Source organism: Chlamydia serpentis (genome assembly GCF_900239945.1).
GTDB lineage: Bacteria > Chlamydiota > Chlamydiia > Chlamydiales > Chlamydiaceae > Chlamydia > Chlamydia serpentis.
The window spans coordinates 191,364-213,710 of sequence record NZ_LT993738.1 but is presented as its reverse complement, the minus strand read 5'-3'; the positions used below and the strand labels follow the sequence as shown (position 1 = coordinate 213,710).

Below are 22,347 nucleotides of genomic sequence, written 5' to 3'. Positions count from 1 at the left end.
GGGTGACTTCTCAATATGAGCAAGTAAAAGTTACACAGGGGTTCTATGAAAAAAAAATTAACTATAGAGGAAACTTTAAAAGAAATTTTACGTCTTGAAGGAGCGGCAACTCAGGAAGAGTTGTGCGAGAAACTATCTGCTCAAGGATTCACTACTACACAGTCTTCCGTATCTCGATGGTTACGAAAAATTCATGCTGTCAAGATTCCTGGTCATCATGGGCCAAGTTATTCTCTACCACCCTCGAAGGATAACATTCATGCCCCTCGTTTAGTTGTTTCTATTCGTCATAACACCTATCTTATCGTGATCCGTACGGTACCTGGTTCTGCTTCTTGGATCGCGGGATTGATAGATGAAGAGCTTAAAGATGAGGTTCTTGGAACTTTAGCAGGAGATGATACTGTCTTTGTGACCCCTGTTGAAGAACAGCGTCTTTTACTTTTAGTGGATGCTATTGCAAACCTATTACAAGTTTTCTTGGATTAATTGCATAAATATGCTTTTATTGTAAATAAATATGCACAAGAGGTCAGAATGGATCATTGGCTACTTACAACAAAATTATTGTTGCGAGGGTGCGGATACACACTATTTATTAGTGGTATAGGAATTTGTTGCGGTTCTATTTTGGGGTTATTAATTGGAACAGTAACTTCTTTATATTTTCCCTCACGGTTAACTAAATTTCTAGCTAATAGTTATGTCACTATCATTCGTGGAACCCCTTTATTTATTCAAATTTTAATTGTATATTTTGGCTTGCCTGGAGTTGTTCCTATAGAACCAACACCTTTAGTTGCAGGTATTATTGCTTTAAGTATGAATTCCGCTGCCTATCTTGCAGAAAATATTCGTGGAGGAATCAATTCTCTTTCTATCGGACAATGGGAATCTGCCATTGTTTTAGGGTATAAAAAGCATCAAATTTTTATTTATATTATTTATCCCCAGGTCATTAAAAATATATTGCCATCACTAACAAATGAGTTTGTCTCTTTAATTAAGGAAAGTAGTATTTTGATGGTAGTGGGGGTTCCTGAATTAACTAAAGTAACTAAAGACATTGTTTCCAGGGAGTTGAATCCTATGGAAATGTACCTTGTTTGTGCTGGGCTGTATTTCTTGATGACAACAGCATTTTCTTGTGTTGCTAGGTTGTCAGAGAAAAGGAGGAGTTATGACAATTAAGGTGGAAAATCTAGCTTATTCTGTTAATCAGAAGAAGGTTTTATATGACGTAACTTTTTCTTTAGAAGAGGGACATATTACACTGTTTGTTGGTAAAAGTGGTTCAGGGAAAACCACAATTTTACGTGCTCTTGCGGGGCTAGTTAAGCCTATACAAGGAGACATTGTTATTCAAGGCGAGACGCCAGCTTTGGTTTTTCAACAACCCGAGTTATTTTCTCATATGACAGTCTTAGGAAACTGCACACATCCGCAAATTCATATAAAAGGTCGCAGTAGTCAAGAGGCTAGAGACAAGGCGTTTGAGCTTTTAAATTTTCTTGGGATAGCAGAAGTTGCTGAGAGTTATCCTGATCAACTATCTGGAGGCCAAAAACAACGTGTAGCAATTGTACGTTCTCTGTGCATGGATAAGCGTACGCTGCTTTTTGATGAACCAACATCAGCTTTAGATCCTTTTGCTACCACATCATTCAGGCATCTTTTAGAAACACTACGTGATCAGAAGTTCACTGTTGGTGTAACAACCCATGATATGCAATTTGTTCATAGTTGTTTGGATCGTATTTATCTTATAGATCAAGGAACTATTGCCGGTGCCTATGACAAGCGTAATGGAGAGTTAAATTTAGATCATCCGTTATCGAAATATTTGCATTCTGAAGAATATTGACTACAGCTGCTAAAAGCAGCTGTAGTGGTTATTTAGAATCCTAACCAGTAACAGGAGTGAGCAGCGTGGACTACATAAAAATCAATTGGAGTATTTTCAAATTGTTGAGTATTTTTTAATTGTAAAGAGAATCCAGAACAGTTAGGGCTAATTAATAAAGTCTCGTTTGTTTGATGTGGAGCGAGTTCTAAAATGTCATATTTGTGTCCTCCCAGCATAGTTTGTCCTATTAAAGCAAGGGGTAACGTAATTGGTTGGGACATATTCAAAATATTATCGATAGGAATCCAATCTTCGTAATAGTACATAACTGAAAGCAGAACTTCAGGATTTTTGAGGTTAAAAATAGCAGGGACCAAAGCTTTTAAAGACAAGGACCATTTATAGGTTCCTGATTGATTTCCTGATAGTGTTGTTGATGTAATACGGAAACACTCAGTATCAGATTCTGTTTCCTTATGTCTAAGCGCAGTAAAAGGAAAACTACCATCACTCGATTTACTTGTGCTTTTCCAAGTAAATCCAAGGATTCCAGAAGTAAGAAGTCCTAGAGGTAGAGGGCTTTCTAATTTAGGACTAAGTCCCTGAGAATAGAGAAGTTTTCCTGTATTCATTTTTTTAGGTAATTTTTCCTCAGTCTTTTCTGAAGAGAGTTGAGAACTAACATAGCGCTCTAGGTAGTCCTTAGAAACTGCATCTTCTCCATTTTTAGGATCACCGACTCCTAAAATACGATACCCGTTCATATCAATATGACCTCGGAATTTACCTCCGGCTACTGACATCATATGGAACTGCAATGAAGAGATATTGGTATCATGAAGAGATACTTTCTCATAAATTTCGCCGATTCTCGTATTGCATGGTTGGAACAACCTTTGTACATACCCCACAGAAGCCGCATCAGATTCTTCAGGATTTTCTTGAGTTAGAAGTCCTTGAATCTTATTATTACTCATATCAAGTTTTCCAGAAAGAGTCCCTCCTATAGAAGAAAGAAATTTATCTGAGACTTCAATAAGTACAGATTGGATGAGTTGGTCATGCTGACCTAAGGATTCTTCTATGCTTTCTTCTACAAGATGTTTCAAAGAACCAAGCTCTTCTATCACACTGTTGATTGAAAGCTTTAGTGATGATGCATTATCCTGAAGATCAGAGAGTGTTTCTTGAGAACAATATTTTTCAAGCATCTGGAGCCCTTCAGCTTGTTTTGAAAGCGTTTGTTTAATTTCTCTGATCTCTTCTAATATCCCTGTAATTTCTGAATTTGAATTTTCTAAGGATAGAGGAGGTTCTGTTGCTTCCATAATTTTAATAATTTTCTGAATAGCTTTAGAAATAACTTCTTTTTTTGTTGAGGTTTGATCTAAAGAGTGGCTTTTTCTCATGAGTTATGATCCTAAATAATTAATTAACTAATTTTTATTTTTATAAAAATAATTAATTAAAAAACACGAATAATATTTTTTATATTATTTTTATTCGACTACTCCTGCATTGTCTGTATTACTTTGAGCCATGCCTCCCTAAACCCAGTGAGATGCTAACTGAAGTTAAAAGCGCGGTCAGAAAAGTGGTTCAAAATTTAAAGCCATCGACCTCTAAAAAACAGGAAAGTGCTTACCCTAAAATATCAGGAATGCGAAGAGGATACAGCTTTCGATAGAAACCAATAAGGCAGGATCAATAAGTAAACCTTTCCTGATATTTTTGAGAGTATAGCCTAGAGACTTCCTTTACTAGAACTCTGAAGATTTAAAAGTCTTCTAGACAACAAACTTCTGTCCAACTCTTAATTTTCTAGTAGTTATTTTCTAGGGACTATAAGATGCCTTATTGCAAGGAAAAAAAATACAGTCCCTGACTTTAATTGAAATCGGAATATATAATTAAAATTCCAAGTAGTTGTTAGGATATTTAATTTTAGAAAAGAAAACCTGCTAATTTTAACATAGATATTGGGTCAGCCTCAAACAGGGCACGGAATGGTGCACTAGCGGATATATATTGAGTACGAACGAGTGAACAATAATTATTTGCCGTAAACACCCCTAACTTTACAAGTCTATCATACACGAGTGATCCAGGTGAGTTTCTGAAAGCAGAGCCCGTCTGCCAAAAGAAGATCTTATACCATATGGTTTTCTTGTATCTACATACATTAATGGGTGTCTTATATCCATGTTCATGATATGTAAAAGGCAACCGTATATGTACAGTACCTTCATCTTCTTCGTTAAGAGTGGGGTGCTGGGTGCAGATACATTCTAGGAAATGTAGCACCAAGAGTTTTTTGCTTTCTAGACTCATCTCCTCGCTATCTTTTCCTTCAATTGCACGAATCTTATTAATTAGGGCCTCCTCCTCTGGATGACCTGTAAAGTCTAAGTCATCGTATAGATACTTTGTTGGCCAATTAAGAGATTGCAGATCCAAGTCTTCTAAGAGCAACTCTATATTTATAGAGAAAGTAATTTTAGGAGCCTGTCCTTCAAGAGCTTCGAATTTTATAAGCTGATATTTCTTCGGAGTATAATAAAATAAAGGAACTGCAGTTAAGACAGCTTCTTTAACTAATTGAGGATTGGCAGCAAAGATAAGCTCTTCTTCTCTAGTCATTTCTGTTGGTAGATAAAGGCATTTGATAGAAAATCTATCCAATTTTTTATGTAAGAAATTGCGTATGGCTAGGGCAACTATGACAAGAGGGAAGAAGATAATAAAGGACATAATCTTTAAGATTTTTTCTAATGTAGAAATCTTAAATTTTTCTTCTTTAACGAAAGCAAGGCCATTAGGATCTACCAGAACAATTCTTTGTCTCACCCTAGTAGAGCAAGCGAAATAAGAGTCTAAACTCCTCATAAGAGAAGCTTGCCAACTAGAATAACATTTTGCGTAAGCGCATGAATTTGCCATAAAAAACCCCTATCTAGAGATGTAAAAAACCCCTATCTAGAGATGTAAAAAACCCCTATCTAGAGATGTAAAAAACCCCTATCTAGAGATGTAAAAAACCCCTATCTAGAGATGGTAAAAAACCCCTATCTAGAGATGTAAAAAACCCCTATCTAGAGATGTAAAAAACCCCTATCTAGAGATGTAAAAAACCCCTATCTAGAGATGTAAAAAACCCCTATCTAGAGATGTAAAAAACCCCTATCTAGAGATGTAAAAAACCCCTATCTAGAGATGTAAAAAACCCCTATCTAGAGATGTAAAAAACCCCTATCTAGAGATGTAAAAAACCCCTATCTAGAGATGTAAAAAACCCCTACTATATTTAGAATCGATGTAAATATTACATGCATTATACATACATTTATATTTCTTAAAAATCTAAATGTTAAGCTTTTCAGACATATTTAGAATCGATTCTTTTAGTAGAAGTGATCAGCAGCCCACAGCACTACTTTCCAGAAAGTTTGTTTTCTATAGAATTAGGATTATTTTTTTCCCATGGGAAAGGATGCACTGTGGGTGGAGGCGTAGAATCACCAAGAGAAGAGAACAGTTTATCAGCAAGACTACTAAAAGGATTTCCAAGACTATAACTTTTTAGTAGAGCAATTCTAGCGTAAGCTGAGGACCAGTCGACTTCAGGAGACAAAATGGATCCTCGAATTTTGATAAGGAAGAAGTCTTTAGTTTTTAAAGAAGTGTTATGAAAATACTTCTTAATAACTTCCGGATCAATGCCTAAAGTCATGAAAAGACGATCATTAGCAATATCAGTTTTTCCCCATAGAGCAAGGCGTATTCGACCGTCAATAAGAGCGTCGAAGCGCTTACAGTTGATAGAACCTTTTTGCACAGAAAAAAAAATAGGAGTAAACCAAGATTCTACAAATTGTTTATTCTCAGTAATATCTAGAAATCGGAAAAGAGCGTACATAGTTCCTGTATTTGCTATCGAGACTTTACCTATATCCAAAGTTGCTGATTGTATTCGGAATTCTTCAAAAGAGTAGGGACGTATAGGAAGATAGAAATTTTGTTTATTGATCTCTAAAGTCACTGGATGTTGAGAATAGGCTCCTCCTGCCATGAGTGGATTAAACTCTTGTAAAAATGCTTTGTTTACATCTTCATTGATATTAAGATGAGCTTTGAGATTATCTCTAAGTAAAATTGATTGTTCTTTTAAGATTAGTGGAATTTGAGCTTGAAGGTTCTCAGAATCTACCATAATGTCAATTGATCCTTCACCAATGTCAAGCTCATTCTTAATGGATACGTTAATTCTAGGGCCAGCAAGAGAACATATTTGAGCTTTCAATCCTAGTGACATTGGCATAATTCCAGCAATAAAGGAAGAAGGAATGTGAATCCAGTGTGCAGTTTGTTTAAACTGCCTTGATTCTGGAGAGAATAAGTGGTTCACTCTTCCTTCTAAAGAAAATTCTGCAGGAGCCTTTGAGTCCTGCCTAGGGGCTAGACAGGAGCCGTTGAGCTTGTATTCTATTTTAGAATCTAAATTATCGGCTTGTAAAGAACCTTGAAAGTCATTAATAATAAAAGTCTCTTTAGACACATTATCATAGAAAATTAATGGTGTTGTAGCTAGAGAGCCTTCAAGTCCTCCTGCAACCAAAAGTGTTAGGCAAGAAAGGCCCTTTGTTTGATCTGGACATGAGAGTTTCGATACATCTAGACGTAAGCTTGCAGTTCTATGAAGCAGGCATGTAGGCAAGCACGATGCATTTTTAAAGAAACTTGCATAACGTTCAGGAGTTACCTCCCATTGAAGAATCCCTTGGCTTCCAGAGGATAACTTCATAGAGGAATCCATGATCAAATTCAGTTCTGCTAAGAGAGCGTCTGATTTAAAGTTTGAATTTAACTTGAGTTGTTCTAGATCTTTAGGGTTATAATTTAACTCAAATTTGATATCTCCGGATGAGCCAAAGTAAGGAGAAAGCAGAACTTTTTTCCCATAGATCTTTGTAATTGAGTCCAAAGGTAGAGAAAAGATCTCTCCAGAGCATTGGACTGTCAGGTCTTCCAAAGAGGGAGAAGAAAATTCTTCAGGAGTAATAAGAATTTCAGGAACTAAAATACGTGTGTGATTTAGATTTGGGTAATCTGGATTATCAATAAGAGCTTGCAAATTTCCCTTAGTTATAAACTTTGCTCCATCCGTATGGAAGGAAAAGTTCAAGTCTTTCAGTTGAAAGGGAGAAAAATGATTGGAGATAAGGCTCAGCGGAAGTGACGAAAAATGTCCGTGAACTAGAATAGATGTGGTTTCAGGCTTTATAGGTTCACGAGGGGATCCAAATTTTGCATGAATGAAAAATTCATTTTCTCCTGCGGTAATTTTACCAGAAAATTTGGGAAAAAATAGATTCATTTCTGTAATTTGTGCTCTTCCCGAGAATGTAGCTTCAGCGGAAGAAAAATGAGGAGAAAGTATTTTTTGCCATTTTTTATTAAAGTGATACGTTCCCTCTCCTTTAAAGAGAAAATTCTTCCACGCGCCAGATGCTGAACAAGTTAATTTTAGTAACGGATTATCCAGAATAACGTCTGCATCTAAATGGGCATTTTTATATGTTCCTTCTATGTTTAATGAGTAGTAGGGAACATCTAGGGGAGTATTTATAATAAAAGGCTTAGGGAAAATAGCTCTTAAATAGGTATGGGGAAGTTGTGCTTGCTGTAGACGAAATTTAGTAAGCTTCTTTTTACTGTCTATCCGTATTAAACCATTAAGATGAGAAGGAGCAGCACCACCTAAAACTGTCGACGAGGCATAGCGAATATCTGAGAATTTTTCAGTCTTTTTAATACCTAGTTGAGTGTCACGCAGTTGTAAAGCTAGGTTAGGATCTTCTGGGTATATTGAAATCTGAGGAAGCTGCGCTTGAGAAGTAATTTCAATCTGTTTCCATTTACTTATATCTAAAGGAATTTTTGCATGTGACACAGTAGCATGAATTTGCTTGCTACTGATTGGTGTCGACAATGGAATCATGAGGTTACAGAGAGCAGATGCCAATTCAGGTTTAAGCTCTATGAACGAAGAGCTTCCTTCTATAATATAGAATACCGATTTATATACATGACCTTGAAGTTTGCATTGGATTTGATTTCCTTGACAAGAAGCTGTCATAGATATCTTACCATCATTAGTATGCGCTGCCTCTGCTGATAAGTTTACTATATCTTCATAAGACAAGAGATGATCCCAAAATGGAGATGCTATAAAAATTTTAAAGAAAGCAATAGGCACAGAAGAAAATTGTGCAGAGATACTTGTAGGAGAAAATATACTCTCTATAAAGATAGTTCCAGACTGCTGATCTTCGCTTACGACACACTTAGTCATGAACTTCTTTGTTGACCTTTCTAAGTAAAAACCCGATACCGACAGCCAAGATCCCGAGACCGTCTTCATATTAATCGAACCATGCTCACAAAGAATTTTAGAAGTATTTAAATAACTAAGTAAAGATCCAGGATCTAAATGACTCACAGAGGGATGATCTATCGAGGCTGGTTCATTAATTTTTAGGGACCATCCTGATAAAGTAATCCCTATAGGCTTTTTATAGATTAAAAGACGTAATAGAGATCCATCGAGTTGAAGCTTTTCTGCAGAAAAAACTTCATTATCAGCTTCACCGATAAGCTTTATTTTTTTTGCAGTTTGTGGCCCAAACCAGGAAATATGAAGTTCTTGAGCAGAACAAGAAAGACCTGATTCTTTATGAATAAGTGAAAATAGGAGATATTTTCCAGATCCTGTTGAAAGTAGTTTAGGTAGGAATAGCAAGAATATCAAGAAGATACTAGTCCCTAAATAGATTCCTGAAACTTTAAACCATGATCTTTGTTTCATTTAAGTCGCCTAGCAATCTCGGTAAGGGTTAGGTTGTCTTTATTTTTAGAAACCTGGTTAAACATCTTTTGGAAATTACTTTCTATAAAAGTGATTCCCATATTGGGATTAAATTTTGTAAAAATCTCACGGTGTAAGAGTCGATCTGCAATATCTTGAATTGTAAATTCTGAGAAATTAAAAACAGGTTGGTAACCGTTATTGTGAGGAAAGATAAATCCTTCTTTCTCTAGTATGTCTAGACATTGCGAGACCTCTCCAATAGGAACCTTTGATTGCTTAGCAATGAATTGCGCGGTTAAAGCCGGAAGCTCTTCATTAAACTGGCGTGTGACTAAAGCAAGAATATAAGTCGATGTAATTAACTGTAGATAACAGCTAGGCAAGATTTTATTTCCTAGAAATAAAAAAGTACACCCACGATTTTGGATAATAAAAGTCAGAGATCCTCCAAACAAATAGATGATAGCATAGAGATAGAGAAGTAGAAGAAATGAAGGAAGAGCAACAAGGGCTCCATAAGTGAAACTATAGTTAAACAGAGAAACTTGAAGGCTGAAGAAGGCTTTTTGAAAGATTATCCACATCGAGCCTATGATTAATGTAGAAATAATAGCTGCTGTTTTTTGAACTGCAACACGCGGAAGAAAAGCGTAACAGCAAAACAGAGCCAGATAGATTAAAAAATAGGGGGTAAGCTTTGACATGAAATATAACGCTGACATTGAATGACTGAGAGAAAATAACTTAGCGTATTGGATAGGCATGATCTGTGTGATATAAATCCAAGCTCCACAGACAATAATAAAAATCATAGGACTGATTAGAGTAATGATAAAATAAGCAACTAATCTCCTTAAAGATATTGGAGTACAGCTAGTACGAAAGATTTTATTTAATCCGTCTTCTAGAGATAAGAGCATTAAAATACCTGCCCAGCAAAAAACAAAGAAACTTCCTACAAGCACTAGCCCTATGTTATGTTCAGTAGCATGATATGCAGCTTCGATAATGGCGGAGATTGGCTTTTTATAATCTGGAAACTTGATAATTAACCATTCTTTCCAGTTCAAATTTGTAAATAAGTGTTGGGAAAGCCTTAAGAAAAAGACTAAAATAGGAATACAGGTAAGCAACCCATAATAGCTTAAAACGCAGGCTTCTTTGGAGGCTTCATTATTTAATAAAACCTTTATTGATTGGATAAGGGCTTGCACAAGTCCGTTGCTTCGAAGGCGTTGCTTCTGATTTGTTTTTTTTTTAGAAAACTGGAAAAGTTTTCGAAGCATAATGAAAGAATCTTGTGTTTTTTATTTATTCTAATAAAAAATACCTTTAAATAATAAAAAATTGATAGATTATTAAAATTTATTTTATTTCATTTTAGTTGTTGAAATCATTAGAAATAATGGAAATTCTTTGCGACAAAGGTTTTCTGCCTTAGCTCGCTTTCCTGTCGAGAGTCTTGAGGAGGTCCATTCTTCAAGATTTTGAATTAAAAAGCCGTGGGAAGATAACTCCTTCGCCCAATAACTTAGGGGGAAATGGAAGGAAAGCGTTGAGGGAGAATCTTTTTGTCCAGGATGAGCCACTATAGGAACTTTCATAGGGGAGAGGTAGCGCTCTACGTGACGAGAAATAATTTGTTTATTTTCATCATAGTGCCATGACGATGATCTCGGGACACGAAAACAAGGATGGTTTAAAACTATGAAAAATTGGCCAAGAGGTTGAAGAAGAGTTGCTGTATTTTGTATAGCTTCATTAGGAAATTCGATATTTTGAAGGGAAAGAATCGCTACTGCGTGAGAAAACAGTTCTAATTCTGAGAATTCCAAGGGTTTAGTAAGATCAGCTACTTTAAATTGATGAGGCCGTGCTGAACGCATCTTCTTAGCTATAGCAATCAAAGTAGGGGAGATATCTAATCCTAAATAACGACACCTCTTAGGAATAGCTCTTTCTAAAAATCCTTGACCACAACCAATATCCAATAAAGAACTTTTAGAATTTAAGTTAAGCAAAGGAAGGAGCGCTGGAAGGATAGTTGCTTTGTGATAGTAGTGACCCTTATCTTGAACAAGCTTATTATAACTTGATGCTATAGGGTCCCAAGAAGTTTCTTTTGGATCCAGAAGACTTTTTTTTCTTTTAGGAAGAAATTTAGGTTTTGAAGACATGTAGATATAGATTTATGTTAGTTTTCAGGAAAACAAACCCTAGCTTAATAGAGCAAGCATATGACGGAACAAAATTTGTTGCAATCTACTTTAATTATCGCAATAAAACTAAACCAGGTTTTATAAGGTTGCTTTTGAAGTTAGAGATGGGTTTATGGTTTATCTCTAGAAAAATAAGAGACAAAGGTAAAACTCTATCTCTTATTGCTGCAAAAATGGAACACCTATTGCGTACCACCACTTCCTGATGTACCATCACTTCCTGATGTACCACCACTTCCTGATGTACCACCACTTCCTGATGTACCACCACTTCCTGATGTACCACCACTTCCTGATGTACCACCACTTCCTGATGTACCACCACTTCCTGATGTACCACCACTTCCTGATGTACCATCACTTCCTGATGTACCATCACTTCCTGATGTACCACCACTTCCTGATGCTAGCAGTTTGTGTATCAGTAGATAAGCATCGTTTGCTTTATCTATCATTCCTTCGATTGCCTCTTTCTGCTTTTGTAATTTAAACTCTTCTTCTTGCATTCTTACAATTTTTGCTGTGAGTGCTTGCTCAACCTCTTTTAATGCTGCAGTTTGTTTTTGTAGGTCCTTTATTTCACCGTACAGAGCATTTAGACAACCTTCTAGACCTCTTTTAGTCCCTGCAAGATGCTTATTGGCCTCCTCTAACGATAAAATATTGGTTTCCAGAGCTTTAACCTGCGAATGTAATACAGCTACATACTCGCCGCTAAGTAATAATTTTATTTGCTCCATCAATTCTGTTGTTGCAGTTGGAGAGATTGTTTTAAAAGTTTCTTGGAGTTCAGTAATTTTCTCCAATATTGTTTCACAGTCTGTAGAATTCTTCTCAACAATATCCTTAAGCTCAGACAATCCTCGTATTTCTTTTAATAGGTTTTCAACTTGTTTTTCTAGAGTGCCTACACTTGTTTGCAATTTAATATTTTCTTCTTGGAAAATTGTAATTCCAGCTGTCAAATTATTATTAGCTGCTTTTAGTTTCTCTACTTCAGATGTAAGTTCTATACGCAATGTTCCTAGTTGATGATTCTCATCTGCCAATCTATTTATTTGTCCTCGGAGTCTTTTTGCTGCATCTCCAGTTATCGAGTCCCTAAGAATCAAACCTAAAATTGCCACAGAAATAATAAAAACAACAAGAATAGCTATCCCTATCCCAGGATTCAACAACCCACATAGGCCGAGAACTGTCCCCAGGACCCCTGTTACAGCTACAATGGCGTAAATCACATACTTGGCTATAGTAATAATCTTCTCAAGGAAGCTGGGTTTGGGAGAAGCAAGAGTTTTTCCTGTTTCTGAAAGATCCAATTTGGAACTAGCTTCCACACCAGTTGCAGCGTTTGTGATAAGTGACATAAAAACCCCGTTGTTAGTGATTTAACACGGCAACAAGTATTGTTATTGTCGATCTAAAAAATCAATATATTTATATACAAAACATCTCTTCAAACACTCTAAATCAAACAACTAGACAAGGTTTTTCCAATATACTTCTAATCTTAGAACAAAACTAGGCTCTATTTGAGCTAGCATATCAGGCAAATAAAAAGATTAGTCTAGAGACCTCCTATAAGAAGGATTTTTAAGTAAGAAACATTCAATGGTTCTTTGAAATATATTACTTCTGTATTATGGTTATGATCCATTGCTAGTATTCTCTAAATGCATTAAGAATGGAAGATAGAAGAAGTTGAGATTCGCTGAGGTGAAAAAACACGAACGCATATTAGTTGGCCCTTCAATTATGGGCGCAGATCTTGCTTGTTTAGGTGCAGAAGCAAAAAAGATAGCAGAAGCTGGAGCTGATTTCATTCATATAGATATTATGGATGGTCATTTTGTTCCTAATCTTACTTTTGGTCCTGGGATTATTGATGCAATTAATAGATCCACTGATTTATTTTTAGAAGTTCATGCTATGATTTACACTCCGTTTGATTTCATAGAGAGTTTTGTTCGTGCTGGTGCGAATAGAATTATAATTCATTTCGAAGCTTCAGAAGATATTAAGGATCTTTTAGTTTACATAAAAAAGTGTGGGGTTCAAGCCGGTCTAGCTTTTTCTCCCGATACTTCAATGGAATTTCTTCCTTCTTTTCTCCCTTTTTGTGATGTGGTTTTATTAATGTCGGTTTACCCAGGATTTACAGGACAAAATTTTTTAGAAAAAACCGTGGAAAAAATTGTTTTTGCACGTCAGATGAGAAAAACTCTAGGTTTAGAGAAATCTTGTTTAATAGAGGTAGATGGAGGCATAGATCTGAACTCCGCACCGTTATGCCGCAAGGCGGGAGCTGATATTTTAGTAACAGCTTCTTATTTGTTTGAAGCAGATTCATTGGCAATGAAAGATAAAATTTCGTTGCTCCGAGGAGAAAATTATGGTGTTAAGTAGCCAATTATCCATAGGAATGTTTATTTCCACAAAGGATGGTCTTTATAAAGTAACTTCTGTTGCTAAAGTTGCAGGACAGAAGGGGGAATCTTTTATAAAAGTTGCTTTGCAGGCTGCTGATTCTGATGTCGTTGTTGAAAGAAATTTCAAAGCAACCCAAGAGGTAAAAGAAGCACAATTTGAGATTCGGACTTTAGAATACTTATATCTTGAAGATGAAAACTATCTTTTTTTAGATTTAGGAAATTATGAAAAGTTGTACATTCCAAAAGAAATCATGAAAGATAATTTTTTATTTTTAAAGGCAGGTGTTACTGTCTCTGCAATGGTCTATGATAATGTAGTATTCTCTGTAGAATTGCCGCACTTTCTAGAGCTAATGGTATCGAAAACAGATTTTCCTGGAGACTCGGTTTCTCTTTCAGGAGGAATTAAAAAAGCCTTACTAGAAACAGGAATAGAAATTATGGTCCCGCCTTTTGTAGAGATTGGTGATGTTATAAAAATAGATACGCGAACTTGTGAATATATTCAACGCGTCTAATTTCAATTAAAGAAGACTTGGTATGGATTTAAAACAGATAGAAAAGCTTATGATTGCTATGGGACGCAATGGTATGAAGCGTTTTGTTATAAAACGTGAAGGGCTTGAATTGGAGTTGGAAAGAGATACTGGGGAGCGAAATAGACAAGATCCTGTATTTTATGACAGCAGATTATTTAGCGGATTCTCACAAGAGCGTCCTATCCCAATGGATCCAAAAAAGGATACAATTAAAGAGGCGTCTCAAGAAAATTCAAAAATCACGGAAACAACCCCTGGAGAATTTATAAGTTCTCCTCTAGTGGGAACTTTTTATGGTTCTCCTTCTCCAGATTCTCCTCCCTTTGTGAAACCTGGAGACATAGTTTCTCAAGATACTATTGTCTGTATTGTTGAAGCTATGAAAGTAATGAATGAAGTAAAGGCTGGAATGAATGGACGTGTTCTTGAGGTATTGATTACTAATGGGGATCCCGTACAATTTGGTTCTAAGTTGTTTCGCATAGCTAAAGATGAGTAATGAAAAAAATCTTAATTGCCAATAGAGGAGAGATTGCCGTTAGAATTATACGTGCCTGTCATGACTTAGGATTATCGACAGTTGCAGTATATTCTTTAGCAGATCAAGAAGCTCTTCATGTACTTCTTGCTGACGAGGCTGTTTGTATTGGAGAGCCTCAAGCAGCAAAATCATATCTAAAGATATCTAATATCTTAGCTGCTTGTGAAATTACAGGAGCTGATGCTGTTCATCCTGGCTATGGTTTTTTAAGTGAAAATGCAAATTTTGCTTCCATATGTGAAAGTTGTGGCTTAACCTTCATAGGCCCTAGTTCCGAGTCGATTGCTATGATGGGAGACAAGATAGCAGCAAAGTCTCTTGCAAAAAAGATCAAGTGCCCTGTAATTCCAGGCTCTGAGGGGATTATTGAAGACGAAAGCGAGGGTATAAAAATAGCTGAAAAAATTGGTTTTCCTATTGTAATTAAAGCTGTTGCTGGAGGGGGAGGACGTGGAATCCGTATTGTCAAAGAAAAAGACGAATTTTATAGAGCTTTTTCTGCGGCACGAGCAGAGGCAGAAGCTGGTTTTAATAACCCTAATGTGTATATCGAAAAATTTATAGAAAGTCCAAGGCATTTAGAAGTCCAGATCATTGGGGATACACACGGGAACTACGTCCATTTAGGGGAGAGAGATTGTACGATTCAACGGCGACGTCAAAAATTAATTGAAGAGACTCCTAGTCCAATTTTAAATGCAGAGCTTCGCGCTAAAGTAGGGAAAGTCGCTGTAGATTTAGCAAAAAGCGCGGGTTATTTTTCTGTAGGAACTGTAGAATTTCTTTTAGATAAAGATAAAAAATTCTATTTTATGGAGATGAATACCCGGATACAGGTAGAACATACAATTACTGAAGAAGTAACGGGTATAGATCTTGTAAAAGAGCAAATTTACGTTGCTATGGGCAACAAGTTACCATGGAAACAAAAGAATATATTCTTTTCTGGACATATTATCCAATGCCGCATTAATGCAGAAGATCCCACCAATAATTTTACTCCATCGCCAGGTCGTTTAGATTACTATCTTCCTCCTGCAGGTCCTGCAGTTCGTGTAGACGGAGCCTGCTATAGTGGCTACGCAATTCCTCCTTATTATGATTCTATGATAGCAAAGGTCATTACCAAAGGAAGAAATCGTGAAGAGGCCATAGCTATAATGAAGCGTGCTTTAAAAGAGTTCCATATTGGTGGGGTACAGTCTACGATACCATTCCACCAATTTATGTTGGATAATCCGAAGTTTTTAGAGTCCAATTATGACATTAATTATATAGATAACTTTTTAGCACAGGGAAACTCCTTTTTTAAAGAATTTTAAACAATCCAAACCCCCTTCTTTTCCCGAACTTATTAAAATCAGATCAGACGTATCTTAATAAAAAATTTTTTTAAGAATCAATAATTAGGATTCTTGTTAAAAAAAATAATAGTCAAATTATAAAAAGTTATTCAAAAAAGAACAAAAATTATTTATTAAAAATGAAAAATTGTTTAAAATTTTTTATTTTTAATAATTGTTTATGAAACTTTTTAATAATAGTTATTATTCTTTAAACTCTCATCATGAAAAACCAACCTGTTTAGAGAAAGCTGTCGTAAGGCTTGACTCTTATTTTTATTGGGGAGAGATAACTACAGATGTCCTGGCTAGAGACGATCTTTCTAAAGAGCTGTATTGCGTTAGACGTCCTGGAAGAGCACTAAGTACAAAAGAAAAAATTCTGAAGATAATATCTTGGATTTTCTTTCCTGTGGTTCTTATTGTTCTAGCTCTACGATATATTTTACATAAAATATTAAACCTCAATTATAAAACTATCTTTATTCAAAATACTATAGCCTCTGAAAGTTACCCACCGAATGTTATAAAATCACAAAAGATCGTAAGAGAGATATACTTTGATCAGGCAAAAGAAAATGCTACAGAAGCCAACCGGATCTTAAAAGATAAAGGCATCCGTATACTAGACATATATCCGGAAAATAATCATATAGTATTTACTTTTAGTATAGAGAATTACCCAACTGTTAGTTTTACTTTTGTAGCTTCTAAATTTAATGAAGTCAACGGTACATCAAAAGTTTTGGACAATATTCTTGTAGAGGCTATGGTACGTAGAACCCATGCAAGAAATCTTCTTGCAGCACATAAAATTCAAAAATTTGAAGTTCCTAAAGTCATTGGACTCAACCTAAAATCTGGCCTACTCGTTTCCAAATTAGATCTTGAAAGAACAAACTTACAACCACTAACTGAAGACTTCCTCAGAAATCCTACACGTTTAGAAAACTCGGAGGACCCTTTTACTAATATTAATTCAAAACGTCGTCTTGCAATAATCAACGATTGTATTGATAAATACCTGTATTTTGCTATCAAATCAGGGCGTTCTGGAATAGTTCCAGGCCAAAAGAAAATGGTATTAAATGTAAATAGTGAAACGACTAGCAATTATTCTTGTGTAGTACAATCTATCGGATTTTTCCATAATCAAAGTTTCGATGAAAAGCAAAAGCAGCAGGCCGCATCAATACGAAAAATTTTAAAAGCAGTACCTCCAAGTTTTTTAAAAGGATTAATAATGAAATTACCAAGGTCTCTAAGGAAAGACTGGAAATTCATGTGGTCTTTAATTTCTCCTCAATTGAGTCATACCTTAAATTTATCCGCTTCTATTCATATTAAGGGAAAACACCACCTCTTATACGAACAAAAATTAGAGTTAGTACAAGAATACTTAGCATTTTTAGCTAAACGCAAGATTACCCAAGATCCTAAAACAGGACGTCATTGTACAGTGGTTCAAAAATTTGGCGGCATAACTATAGATGCCAAAACAATTGCCGGCGAACTTTTTCATAACGCAGACACGTCAGAACCAGAATACAACAAACCTTGTTTAGGAGAGAGCATTCTAAACCAACTAATTACCTTCGGCATTATTAGGGGTTATGAGAATCAGAAGAGAGAAGTTTGGATTTATTTAGACTAAATTTTTTCATTATAAAAATTAAAAAAGAGACTTCCTATTGAACAATAAAACTTAAAAATATAAGAGGCTTTATATAGTTGGATTAGTTTTCCTTCTTTGAAATATTTCTTGATGATTTCTAAACAATATTAAAGTTGAATAACCCCATAAATCTTGTGTCATCTTCTACAGAGAAGCAATGATTGGTGGCAAAGAATCTAGAAAATCTCTTTAACTGCAGTTTGAGAAAGTAAAAATTTGTTTTTTTCTATCAATTAGGGACATATGAACTCACTAGCCTATCTTACTTGTTTTACTGTGTTTCTAGGATTTAGCCTGTGTTCTCTTTCGTCATGTAAACAAAAGTACTCTTTTACTAAGGAGAATACATCAAATACCAAAGGGTTCTTTGTGAATGGCAATAGAAATATTTCGCAACTGCCTCACTACCCTTCAGCATTTCGTGCAGCACAGATATTTTCTCAAGAACACAACGATCCAGAGATTATAGCTAAGATCGATGAAGAGTCGCGTAGAATTTGGAGAGAAATTCATAAAAATCTTAAAATTGTAACTTCCTATATTCCTGTATCTACTTATGGGAGTCTAATGCATCCAAAATCGGCAGCCCTTACATTAAAAATATATCGTCCTTACCCCATCTGGATAAACGGATATGAACGCTCCTTTAATATCGATACAGGATTATACTTAAAAAATGGAAGTCGTCGGAGAACTTCTCAAGATGGTCCGGAAAATCGAGCAGTTCTTAATCTAGTTAAAGCTCCTGGACGACGGTGTAATGCTATAGGCCTAGAAATGACTGAAGAAGACTTTGTAACAGCTAGAAAGCGAGAAGGAATCTATAGTCTATATCCTGTTGAAATCTGCTCCTATCCTGAAGGAAGTCCTTGTGGAATAGCCTATGCTTGGATTGCAGATGAGAGCGTTTGTTCAAAAGATGTTTTTCCCATCAAGGGGTATTATTCTTTAGTTTGGGAGAGTGTTTCTTCTCCAGAGTTTAAGAATACTTTTGGTGATTCTTTCTCTGAAGACTACCTTCGAAGTACATTTTTAGCAAATGGGATCTCTATATTATGTATTCATGAAAGCTATAAACAGTTCGCTCCTCAACCTTAGAGAGGCATTTTAAAAATATTCCTACTTATATTAAAATATAAGTTTAGGAAGGATATCTTAATAAGTTGTGGAAACTAATAGCAGTATTGACATCTCCCTAAAACTTTACACTAAAGCCAGGAGATGTCAAAAATAACGATCTATACTTATGTCTTAATTATAAAGACAGCATCACTGGAATTCTTAGTTCGAGTTAACGTATGATAACCATCAGCCATACTAGTAGTCGCAAGATATTCTCCAGATGCATTGTGCTTCAAACGTATTTCATCTCCGGAACGAATAAAAAGATCTCCAGTTGTATTCAGTTTTTCTAAAGTCCAAGTACATCTGTCTTGATATCCAGGCCAGTCAAAATATGCCTGAGGCCAAGAACCATAAAATGATAGTGCATCATATTCTACATACGAACTTCCCCAATATCCTGTTCTTACTAATAAAGAAGCTAAAATATATGACGTGTTGTGCACAAGATTTTGTTGCTCAAACATATTCTCCAACCGCAAATAAAATGTTAAAGGTCGGGCATGTGAAGTTTCTTTAAGAGTTGGGAAAAGATAGGGAACGTAAGACCAGTAATCTATATAAGGCAAAGTAACTGCTTTAGGATTATGCGACGCCATAAGAGTAAACGTTGAGGATGACGAATTAAATCCTGAGGTAATAATACTTGGTTTGGGATCCTCTTTAGGTTTATGACTCTCCAAATAATTAAAAATGACTTTACCAAGAGCTGATTTCTTCTTTGCTAAAACCTGAACATCTTGAGAAGGGAAAAACTGTGGGGTAAGAAGATCTGTGATTGGAGAGACACTAATCTCCAGAGGAATAGGTTCATTGAACACACTATCCGACCAATCTTTGAAATCTAATCGATCCTGTTGAAGATCGGGTAATACCGTTCCACCTAAAAATACTGTTTGTGATGATGATTCAGACTGATAAGAAGAATAACCTTTCTCTGTTTCATTAGATGTCTTACTCTTTAATAAAGAGCTAGCAGCAGCAGCTGTTACAGTAATTTTCTCTCTCTGTAATTCTTCTACTTGGAGATAGGACATCTTTAATACTTGGAAACCTACACCACCATAAGTTACAGAAGTTGTGTAGTGTGTTCCAACTTCTTTAATGAAGGCATCTAAAGAATCAGGATTATTCACATCGAGTTTTTTTTCTACCCAATAACGGAATTCATCGTCCAGTTTAAGTTTACTTGGATCGTAAGAGCAATCCTGCTTTAAAGTGTATAAAGTACGGGTAGCTTTTGAGTGTGTGACCGTATTTTTAGACTCTCGGGTGTTTGAACGTACAAATTCATAGGAAAAACTAGCTGAAAATGCAGCTTCTTTAGAAGCTTCTTCTCCATCAACCTCATCCATAGGATCGTCGTCTTCCTCTGATGAGCTCCCTAAGAATGAAGGATCACCTAAACCATCTAGTACAGTAGACTTAAAACTTACTTGATAAATATGACAGTCATCTAAACTCTGCTGAAAACCTGATTTAATCTTCCGAATAGCATAGGTTTGTTCAGAAGAAATCTTGATATCTGCAATGGGTCGATCAATCAAAACTGAAGAAATGGTATGAGTTCCTACTTGAATCTGATAGTTAAATTTACTACTATCGAGTCCTTGTAAATCTAAACGAACATCTCCTTCAGTAAGAATTTGACTTTTAGCTTGATTACGCCAAATATTACCGAAATTTATTTTATTTATTAAAATCTTTGCTGATCTTTTATATTTCTTAACTAGATCAGGAAGTTTTGGAGCATAACTAGGGAAAATCTGTCGCTTCACTACTACAATTTCCTTAGAGTTTTCTTTAAAACATCCAACGCTACATTCAGTGTTCTTTAAACCATAAGGAACATTAACAGTTACTGTTGTAGAAAACGTGTTGGAGAATGAGGTTTTTTCTTCGAAAACAGAAGTGCTTACAGCTACGTCTGCTCTGTATTGTGGAAGGAACTTAGTTCCTGGGGGCAGCCCTAGTCTACTGTCAGAGCTAGGAACTGCTGTCTCCTCATTAAAAGAGTAGTCTAAAGCACAATAAGATCCTAAGCTATTAAGAATATTCACAGGATCTATTGTAACAAGGTTTAATGCCCTTCCTAAAAAACTGACGTTCTTTACAAGTTCAAAAGAATTGAATCCTGTTAACAGATCTTTATGACTTTCTGGCCCTATAAAATAACGACTACCAGTTTCAGAGCTCCTTAATAAAGCTTCCTGGATCTGACTAAGAAGTTCTTCACTCATAGAATCTATTAAGAGAGAGTTCTCTATAAGACAAGCTGCAACTGTATTTAAAAACACACCATCTAAAATTTCATAGTAGACTCCTAAATCATCTCTGTTTTTAAAACAGAGATAGAATTTGGGGTGATAACCCGGAGCTATAGGAATCGCAACTTCTTCTAAAGGAAAGCTAGATGGACTTAGACTTTCAATGAATTCTGCAAGTGCATTTTCTGTTTCCAAGGGGGGGCCTTTTCTAAGTCCATTTAAGCTATCACTTAATCTGGGATCAAAGATATTCAAGGGATACATAATAGTTGTAGTATTTTGAGAAATACAGTTAGGAAGGTTCATAGGCACCAAAGCTAGTAAAATGGCAGAAATGTTAATAAAAACCAAAATATTATACAAGGATTTTGATACACTTATCTATAAAATTGACTTTTTAATTTTTTATTAATTAAAAAACATTTAGTAGAAGTAGATTAGCAATCTACAAATAAAGTAACGATTATTTTTTGTTGCTTTTGTAGATCTATTATAAGAATCACAACTGCGTATCAAGCACTCCTATTTTTAAGGCTTCGAGTTCATTAATATATGCTTCTTCTCTTTCTTCAGCTTCACAGAGCTGTTTTTGCAATAGGCCTGCAAGACCTTCGTCTAAACTCGAAATCATAAAGTATAACCCCATAATTAGAAAAAGCAAACCCACAAGAATTAAACAGGATGAAGAGATAATCGCTGCGGTCGAAAGTAGGTTTAACCCATTTAAAAAGAAAACAATGACAAATGTAGAAATCACTGTGCCTAAGCCAAGAATGATAATGAATATGTCCAATAAAATACGCAATGTTGTCCTACGACCTTTGACTGGGACAGTATAAGCAAGAGATGTTTGTGTTCCTGATGACTTATAGTTTATCGTAGACGCTATAGACGTTTCAGCGTGTGATGTAGGTATAGCCGACATAAGGTTATTAGAGATATAAAAAATTTAACAAATGAATTGTATATATTTTTTTTTAAAATGCAAGAATCTAGTCTTAGGTAACACCTCTTAGGTAACACCATAAATAGTAGTACTTCAGAAATGTAAACCAATCTTTCATCGAGTGGATAGATAACCAATATTATAAAAGACCAATAACCCTTACGCATGATTTTCATTATAAAAAATCCAATTGATCTTGATACAAATCAAAAGACTAGGTCATCTTTTTCTAAATCTATATAAATATACTAGGAATAAGGCTTTTATAAAGTTTAATACGTTGTTATTAAATAGATTTATTGAATCACCTATAGCGGGAAATAAGTCTAAAAACTTGCTCAATAAACTGCTATAGGTCTTATCATCGAGTTATCGCTATATTTCCATTCGTGCTTAGGTGTGATTATATGTTTTTCTATTTATCAAACCCTAGGTCCAACCACACTTGTGGTTAGGATATTGCTCGAATTCGTGCTACTTATTCTCTAATAAAAGCTAGGGGAGTGTCGTATCTTACCTAAGGACTAAAAATTTCATATCTATTTATGT

17 protein-coding genes are annotated in these 22,347 nt (G+C 35.4%); 9 read left to right on the top strand and 8 right to left on the bottom strand.

The features are described 5' to 3' along the window. The first annotated feature begins 45 nt into the window (after positions 1-45). The 3 genes from argR to C834KP_RS00825 are packed head-to-tail and all read left to right on the top strand — an operon-like array spanning position 46 to position 1,864. On the top strand, positions 46-489 hold the full coding sequence (gene argR / locus C834KP_RS00835) for an arginine repressor (RefSeq protein WP_108896330.1): 444 nt from the start codon (positions 46-48) through the stop codon (positions 487-489). 48 nt (positions 490-537) lie between these two features. Next, positions 538-1,191: an amino acid ABC transporter permease gene (locus C834KP_RS00830; RefSeq protein WP_108896329.1), complete on the top strand. Its 654-nt coding sequence runs from the start codon at positions 538-540 to the stop codon at positions 1,189-1,191. Continuing rightward, positions 1,181-1,864 carry an ATP-binding cassette domain-containing protein gene (locus C834KP_RS00825; protein WP_108896328.1) on the top strand — a complete coding sequence of 228 codons (684 nt, stop codon included), beginning with the start codon at positions 1,181-1,183 and terminating at the stop codon, positions 1,862-1,864. The genes C834KP_RS00830 and C834KP_RS00825 overlap by 11 nt, the downstream gene beginning before the upstream one ends. Before the next feature lie 32 nt (positions 1,865-1,896). On the opposite strand, the gene C834KP_RS00820 is transcribed toward C834KP_RS00825, so the two are convergent. From C834KP_RS00820 to C834KP_RS05330, 6 genes are all read right to left on the bottom strand, one after another. After that, a complete protein-coding gene (locus C834KP_RS00820) occupies positions 1,897-3,255 on the bottom strand; it encodes a hypothetical protein (RefSeq protein WP_108896327.1) in 1,359 nt (452 codons plus the stop codon). A 535-nt stretch (positions 3,256-3,790) separates the two neighbouring features. Next, the gene (locus C834KP_RS00815) at positions 3,791-4,786 is read right to left on the bottom strand and encodes a DUF648 domain-containing protein (protein WP_108896326.1); all 996 of its coding nucleotides are present in this window, start codon (positions 4,784-4,786) and stop codon (positions 3,791-3,793) included. A gap of 490 nt (positions 4,787-5,276) precedes the next feature. Beyond that, positions 5,277-8,711 (bottom strand): hypothetical protein, encoded by a 3,435-nt coding sequence (locus C834KP_RS00810; protein WP_108896325.1) that lies wholly within the window; start codon positions 8,709-8,711, stop codon positions 5,277-5,279. Next, positions 8,708-10,000, bottom strand: coding sequence for a YihY/virulence factor BrkB family protein (locus tag C834KP_RS00805; RefSeq protein WP_108896324.1), 1,293 nt, complete (start codon positions 9,998-10,000; stop codon positions 8,708-8,710). Before C834KP_RS00805 ends, C834KP_RS00810 begins: the two co-directional genes overlap by 4 nt. Positions 10,001-10,084: 84 nt before the next feature. Beyond that, a complete protein-coding gene (locus tag C834KP_RS00800) occupies positions 10,085-10,891 on the bottom strand; it encodes a class I SAM-dependent methyltransferase (RefSeq protein WP_108896323.1) in 807 nt (268 codons plus the stop codon). Positions 10,892-11,115: 224 nt separating this feature from the next. After that, positions 11,116-12,300, bottom strand: a complete 1,185-nt coding sequence (locus tag C834KP_RS05330) for an IncA family protein (RefSeq protein ID WP_108896321.1) — start codon at positions 12,298-12,300, stop codon at positions 11,116-11,118. Between the two features lie 349 nt (positions 12,301-12,649). On the opposite strand from C834KP_RS05330, the gene rpe reads away from it, so the two are divergent. From rpe to C834KP_RS00755, 6 genes are all read left to right on the top strand, one after another. Further along, complete coding sequence (gene rpe, locus C834KP_RS00785) at positions 12,650-13,339, top strand: ribulose-phosphate 3-epimerase (protein WP_108896320.1); 690 nt, start codon at positions 12,650-12,652, stop codon at positions 13,337-13,339. Then, positions 13,326-13,883, top strand: a complete 558-nt coding sequence (locus tag C834KP_RS00780) for an elongation factor P (protein ID WP_108896319.1) — start codon at positions 13,326-13,328, stop codon at positions 13,881-13,883. Before rpe ends, C834KP_RS00780 begins: the two co-directional genes overlap by 14 nt. Positions 13,884-13,905: 22 nt before the next feature. Beyond that, positions 13,906-14,403, top strand: a complete 498-nt coding sequence (accB, locus tag C834KP_RS00775; protein WP_108896318.1) for an acetyl-CoA carboxylase biotin carboxyl carrier protein — start codon at positions 13,906-13,908, stop codon at positions 14,401-14,403. Further along, positions 14,403-15,767, top strand: coding sequence for an acetyl-CoA carboxylase biotin carboxylase subunit (gene accC / locus C834KP_RS00770; RefSeq protein ID WP_108896317.1), 1,365 nt, complete (start codon positions 14,403-14,405; stop codon positions 15,765-15,767). The genes accB and accC overlap by 1 nt, the downstream gene beginning before the upstream one ends. 202 nt (positions 15,768-15,969) lie before the next feature. Further along, complete coding sequence (locus C834KP_RS05360; protein ID WP_231911694.1) at positions 15,970-17,442, top strand: DUF648 domain-containing protein; 1,473 nt, start codon at positions 15,970-15,972, stop codon at positions 17,440-17,442. A gap of 264 nt (positions 17,443-17,706) precedes the next feature. Continuing rightward, entirely contained in the window at positions 17,707-18,561 is an 855-nt protein-coding gene (locus C834KP_RS00755; RefSeq protein ID WP_108896316.1) for a gamma-glutamylcyclotransferase family protein, read from the top strand. Positions 18,562-18,707: 146 nt separating this feature from the next. Here the strand turns inward: C834KP_RS00755 and C834KP_RS00750 are convergent, their stop codons facing one another. Next, a complete protein-coding gene (locus tag C834KP_RS00750; RefSeq protein ID WP_108897112.1) occupies positions 18,708-21,158 on the bottom strand; it encodes an MAC/perforin domain-containing protein in 2,451 nt (816 codons plus the stop codon). Positions 21,159-21,351: 193 nt separating this feature from the next. Next, a complete protein-coding gene (locus tag C834KP_RS00745; RefSeq protein ID WP_231911693.1) occupies positions 21,352-21,777 on the bottom strand; it encodes a hypothetical protein in 426 nt (141 codons plus the stop codon). Positions 21,778-22,347: the final 570 nt, after the last annotated feature.

What these genes read in the sequence shown, in the direction of transcription:
- argR (WP_108896330.1), top strand. Translation starts at nt 46, where the DNA reads ATGAAAAAAAAATTAACTATAGAGGAAACTTTAAAAGAAATTTTACGT.
- C834KP_RS00830 (WP_108896329.1), top strand. Translation starts at nt 538, where the DNA reads ATGGATCATTGGCTACTTACAACAAAATTATTGTTGCGAGGGTGCGGA.
- C834KP_RS00825 (WP_108896328.1), top strand. Translation starts at nt 1,181, where the DNA reads ATGACAATTAAGGTGGAAAATCTAGCTTATTCTGTTAATCAGAAGAAG.
- C834KP_RS00820 (WP_108896327.1), bottom strand. Translation starts at nt 3,255, where the DNA reads ATGAGAAAAAGCCACTCTTTAGATCAAACCTCAACAAAAAAAGAAGTT.
- C834KP_RS00815 (WP_108896326.1), bottom strand. Translation starts at nt 4,786, where the DNA reads ATGGCAAATTCATGCGCTTACGCAAAATGTTATTCTAGTTGGCAAGCT.
- C834KP_RS00810 (WP_108896325.1), bottom strand. Translation starts at nt 8,711, where the DNA reads ATGAAACAAAGATCATGGTTTAAAGTTTCAGGAATCTATTTAGGGACT.
- C834KP_RS00805 (WP_108896324.1), bottom strand. Translation starts at nt 10,000, where the DNA reads ATGCTTCGAAAACTTTTCCAGTTTTCTAAAAAAAAAACAAATCAGAAG.
- C834KP_RS00800 (WP_108896323.1), bottom strand. Translation starts at nt 10,891, where the DNA reads ATGTCTTCAAAACCTAAATTTCTTCCTAAAAGAAAAAAAAGTCTTCTG.
- C834KP_RS05330 (WP_108896321.1), bottom strand. Translation starts at nt 12,300, where the DNA reads ATGTCACTTATCACAAACGCTGCAACTGGTGTGGAAGCTAGTTCCAAA.
- C834KP_RS00780 (WP_108896319.1), top strand. Translation starts at nt 13,326, where the DNA reads ATGGTGTTAAGTAGCCAATTATCCATAGGAATGTTTATTTCCACAAAG.
- accB (WP_108896318.1), top strand. Translation starts at nt 13,906, where the DNA reads ATGGATTTAAAACAGATAGAAAAGCTTATGATTGCTATGGGACGCAAT.
- accC (WP_108896317.1), top strand. Translation starts at nt 14,403, where the DNA reads ATGAAAAAAATCTTAATTGCCAATAGAGGAGAGATTGCCGTTAGAATT.
- C834KP_RS05360 (WP_231911694.1), top strand. Translation starts at nt 15,970, where the DNA reads ATGAAACTTTTTAATAATAGTTATTATTCTTTAAACTCTCATCATGAA.
- C834KP_RS00755 (WP_108896316.1), top strand. Translation starts at nt 17,707, where the DNA reads ATGAACTCACTAGCCTATCTTACTTGTTTTACTGTGTTTCTAGGATTT.
- C834KP_RS00750 (WP_108897112.1), bottom strand. Translation starts at nt 21,158, where the DNA reads ATGAACCTTCCTAACTGTATTTCTCAAAATACTACAACTATTATGTAT.
- C834KP_RS00745 (WP_231911693.1), bottom strand. Translation starts at nt 21,777, where the DNA reads ATGTCGGCTATACCTACATCACACGCTGAAACGTCTATAGCGTCTACG.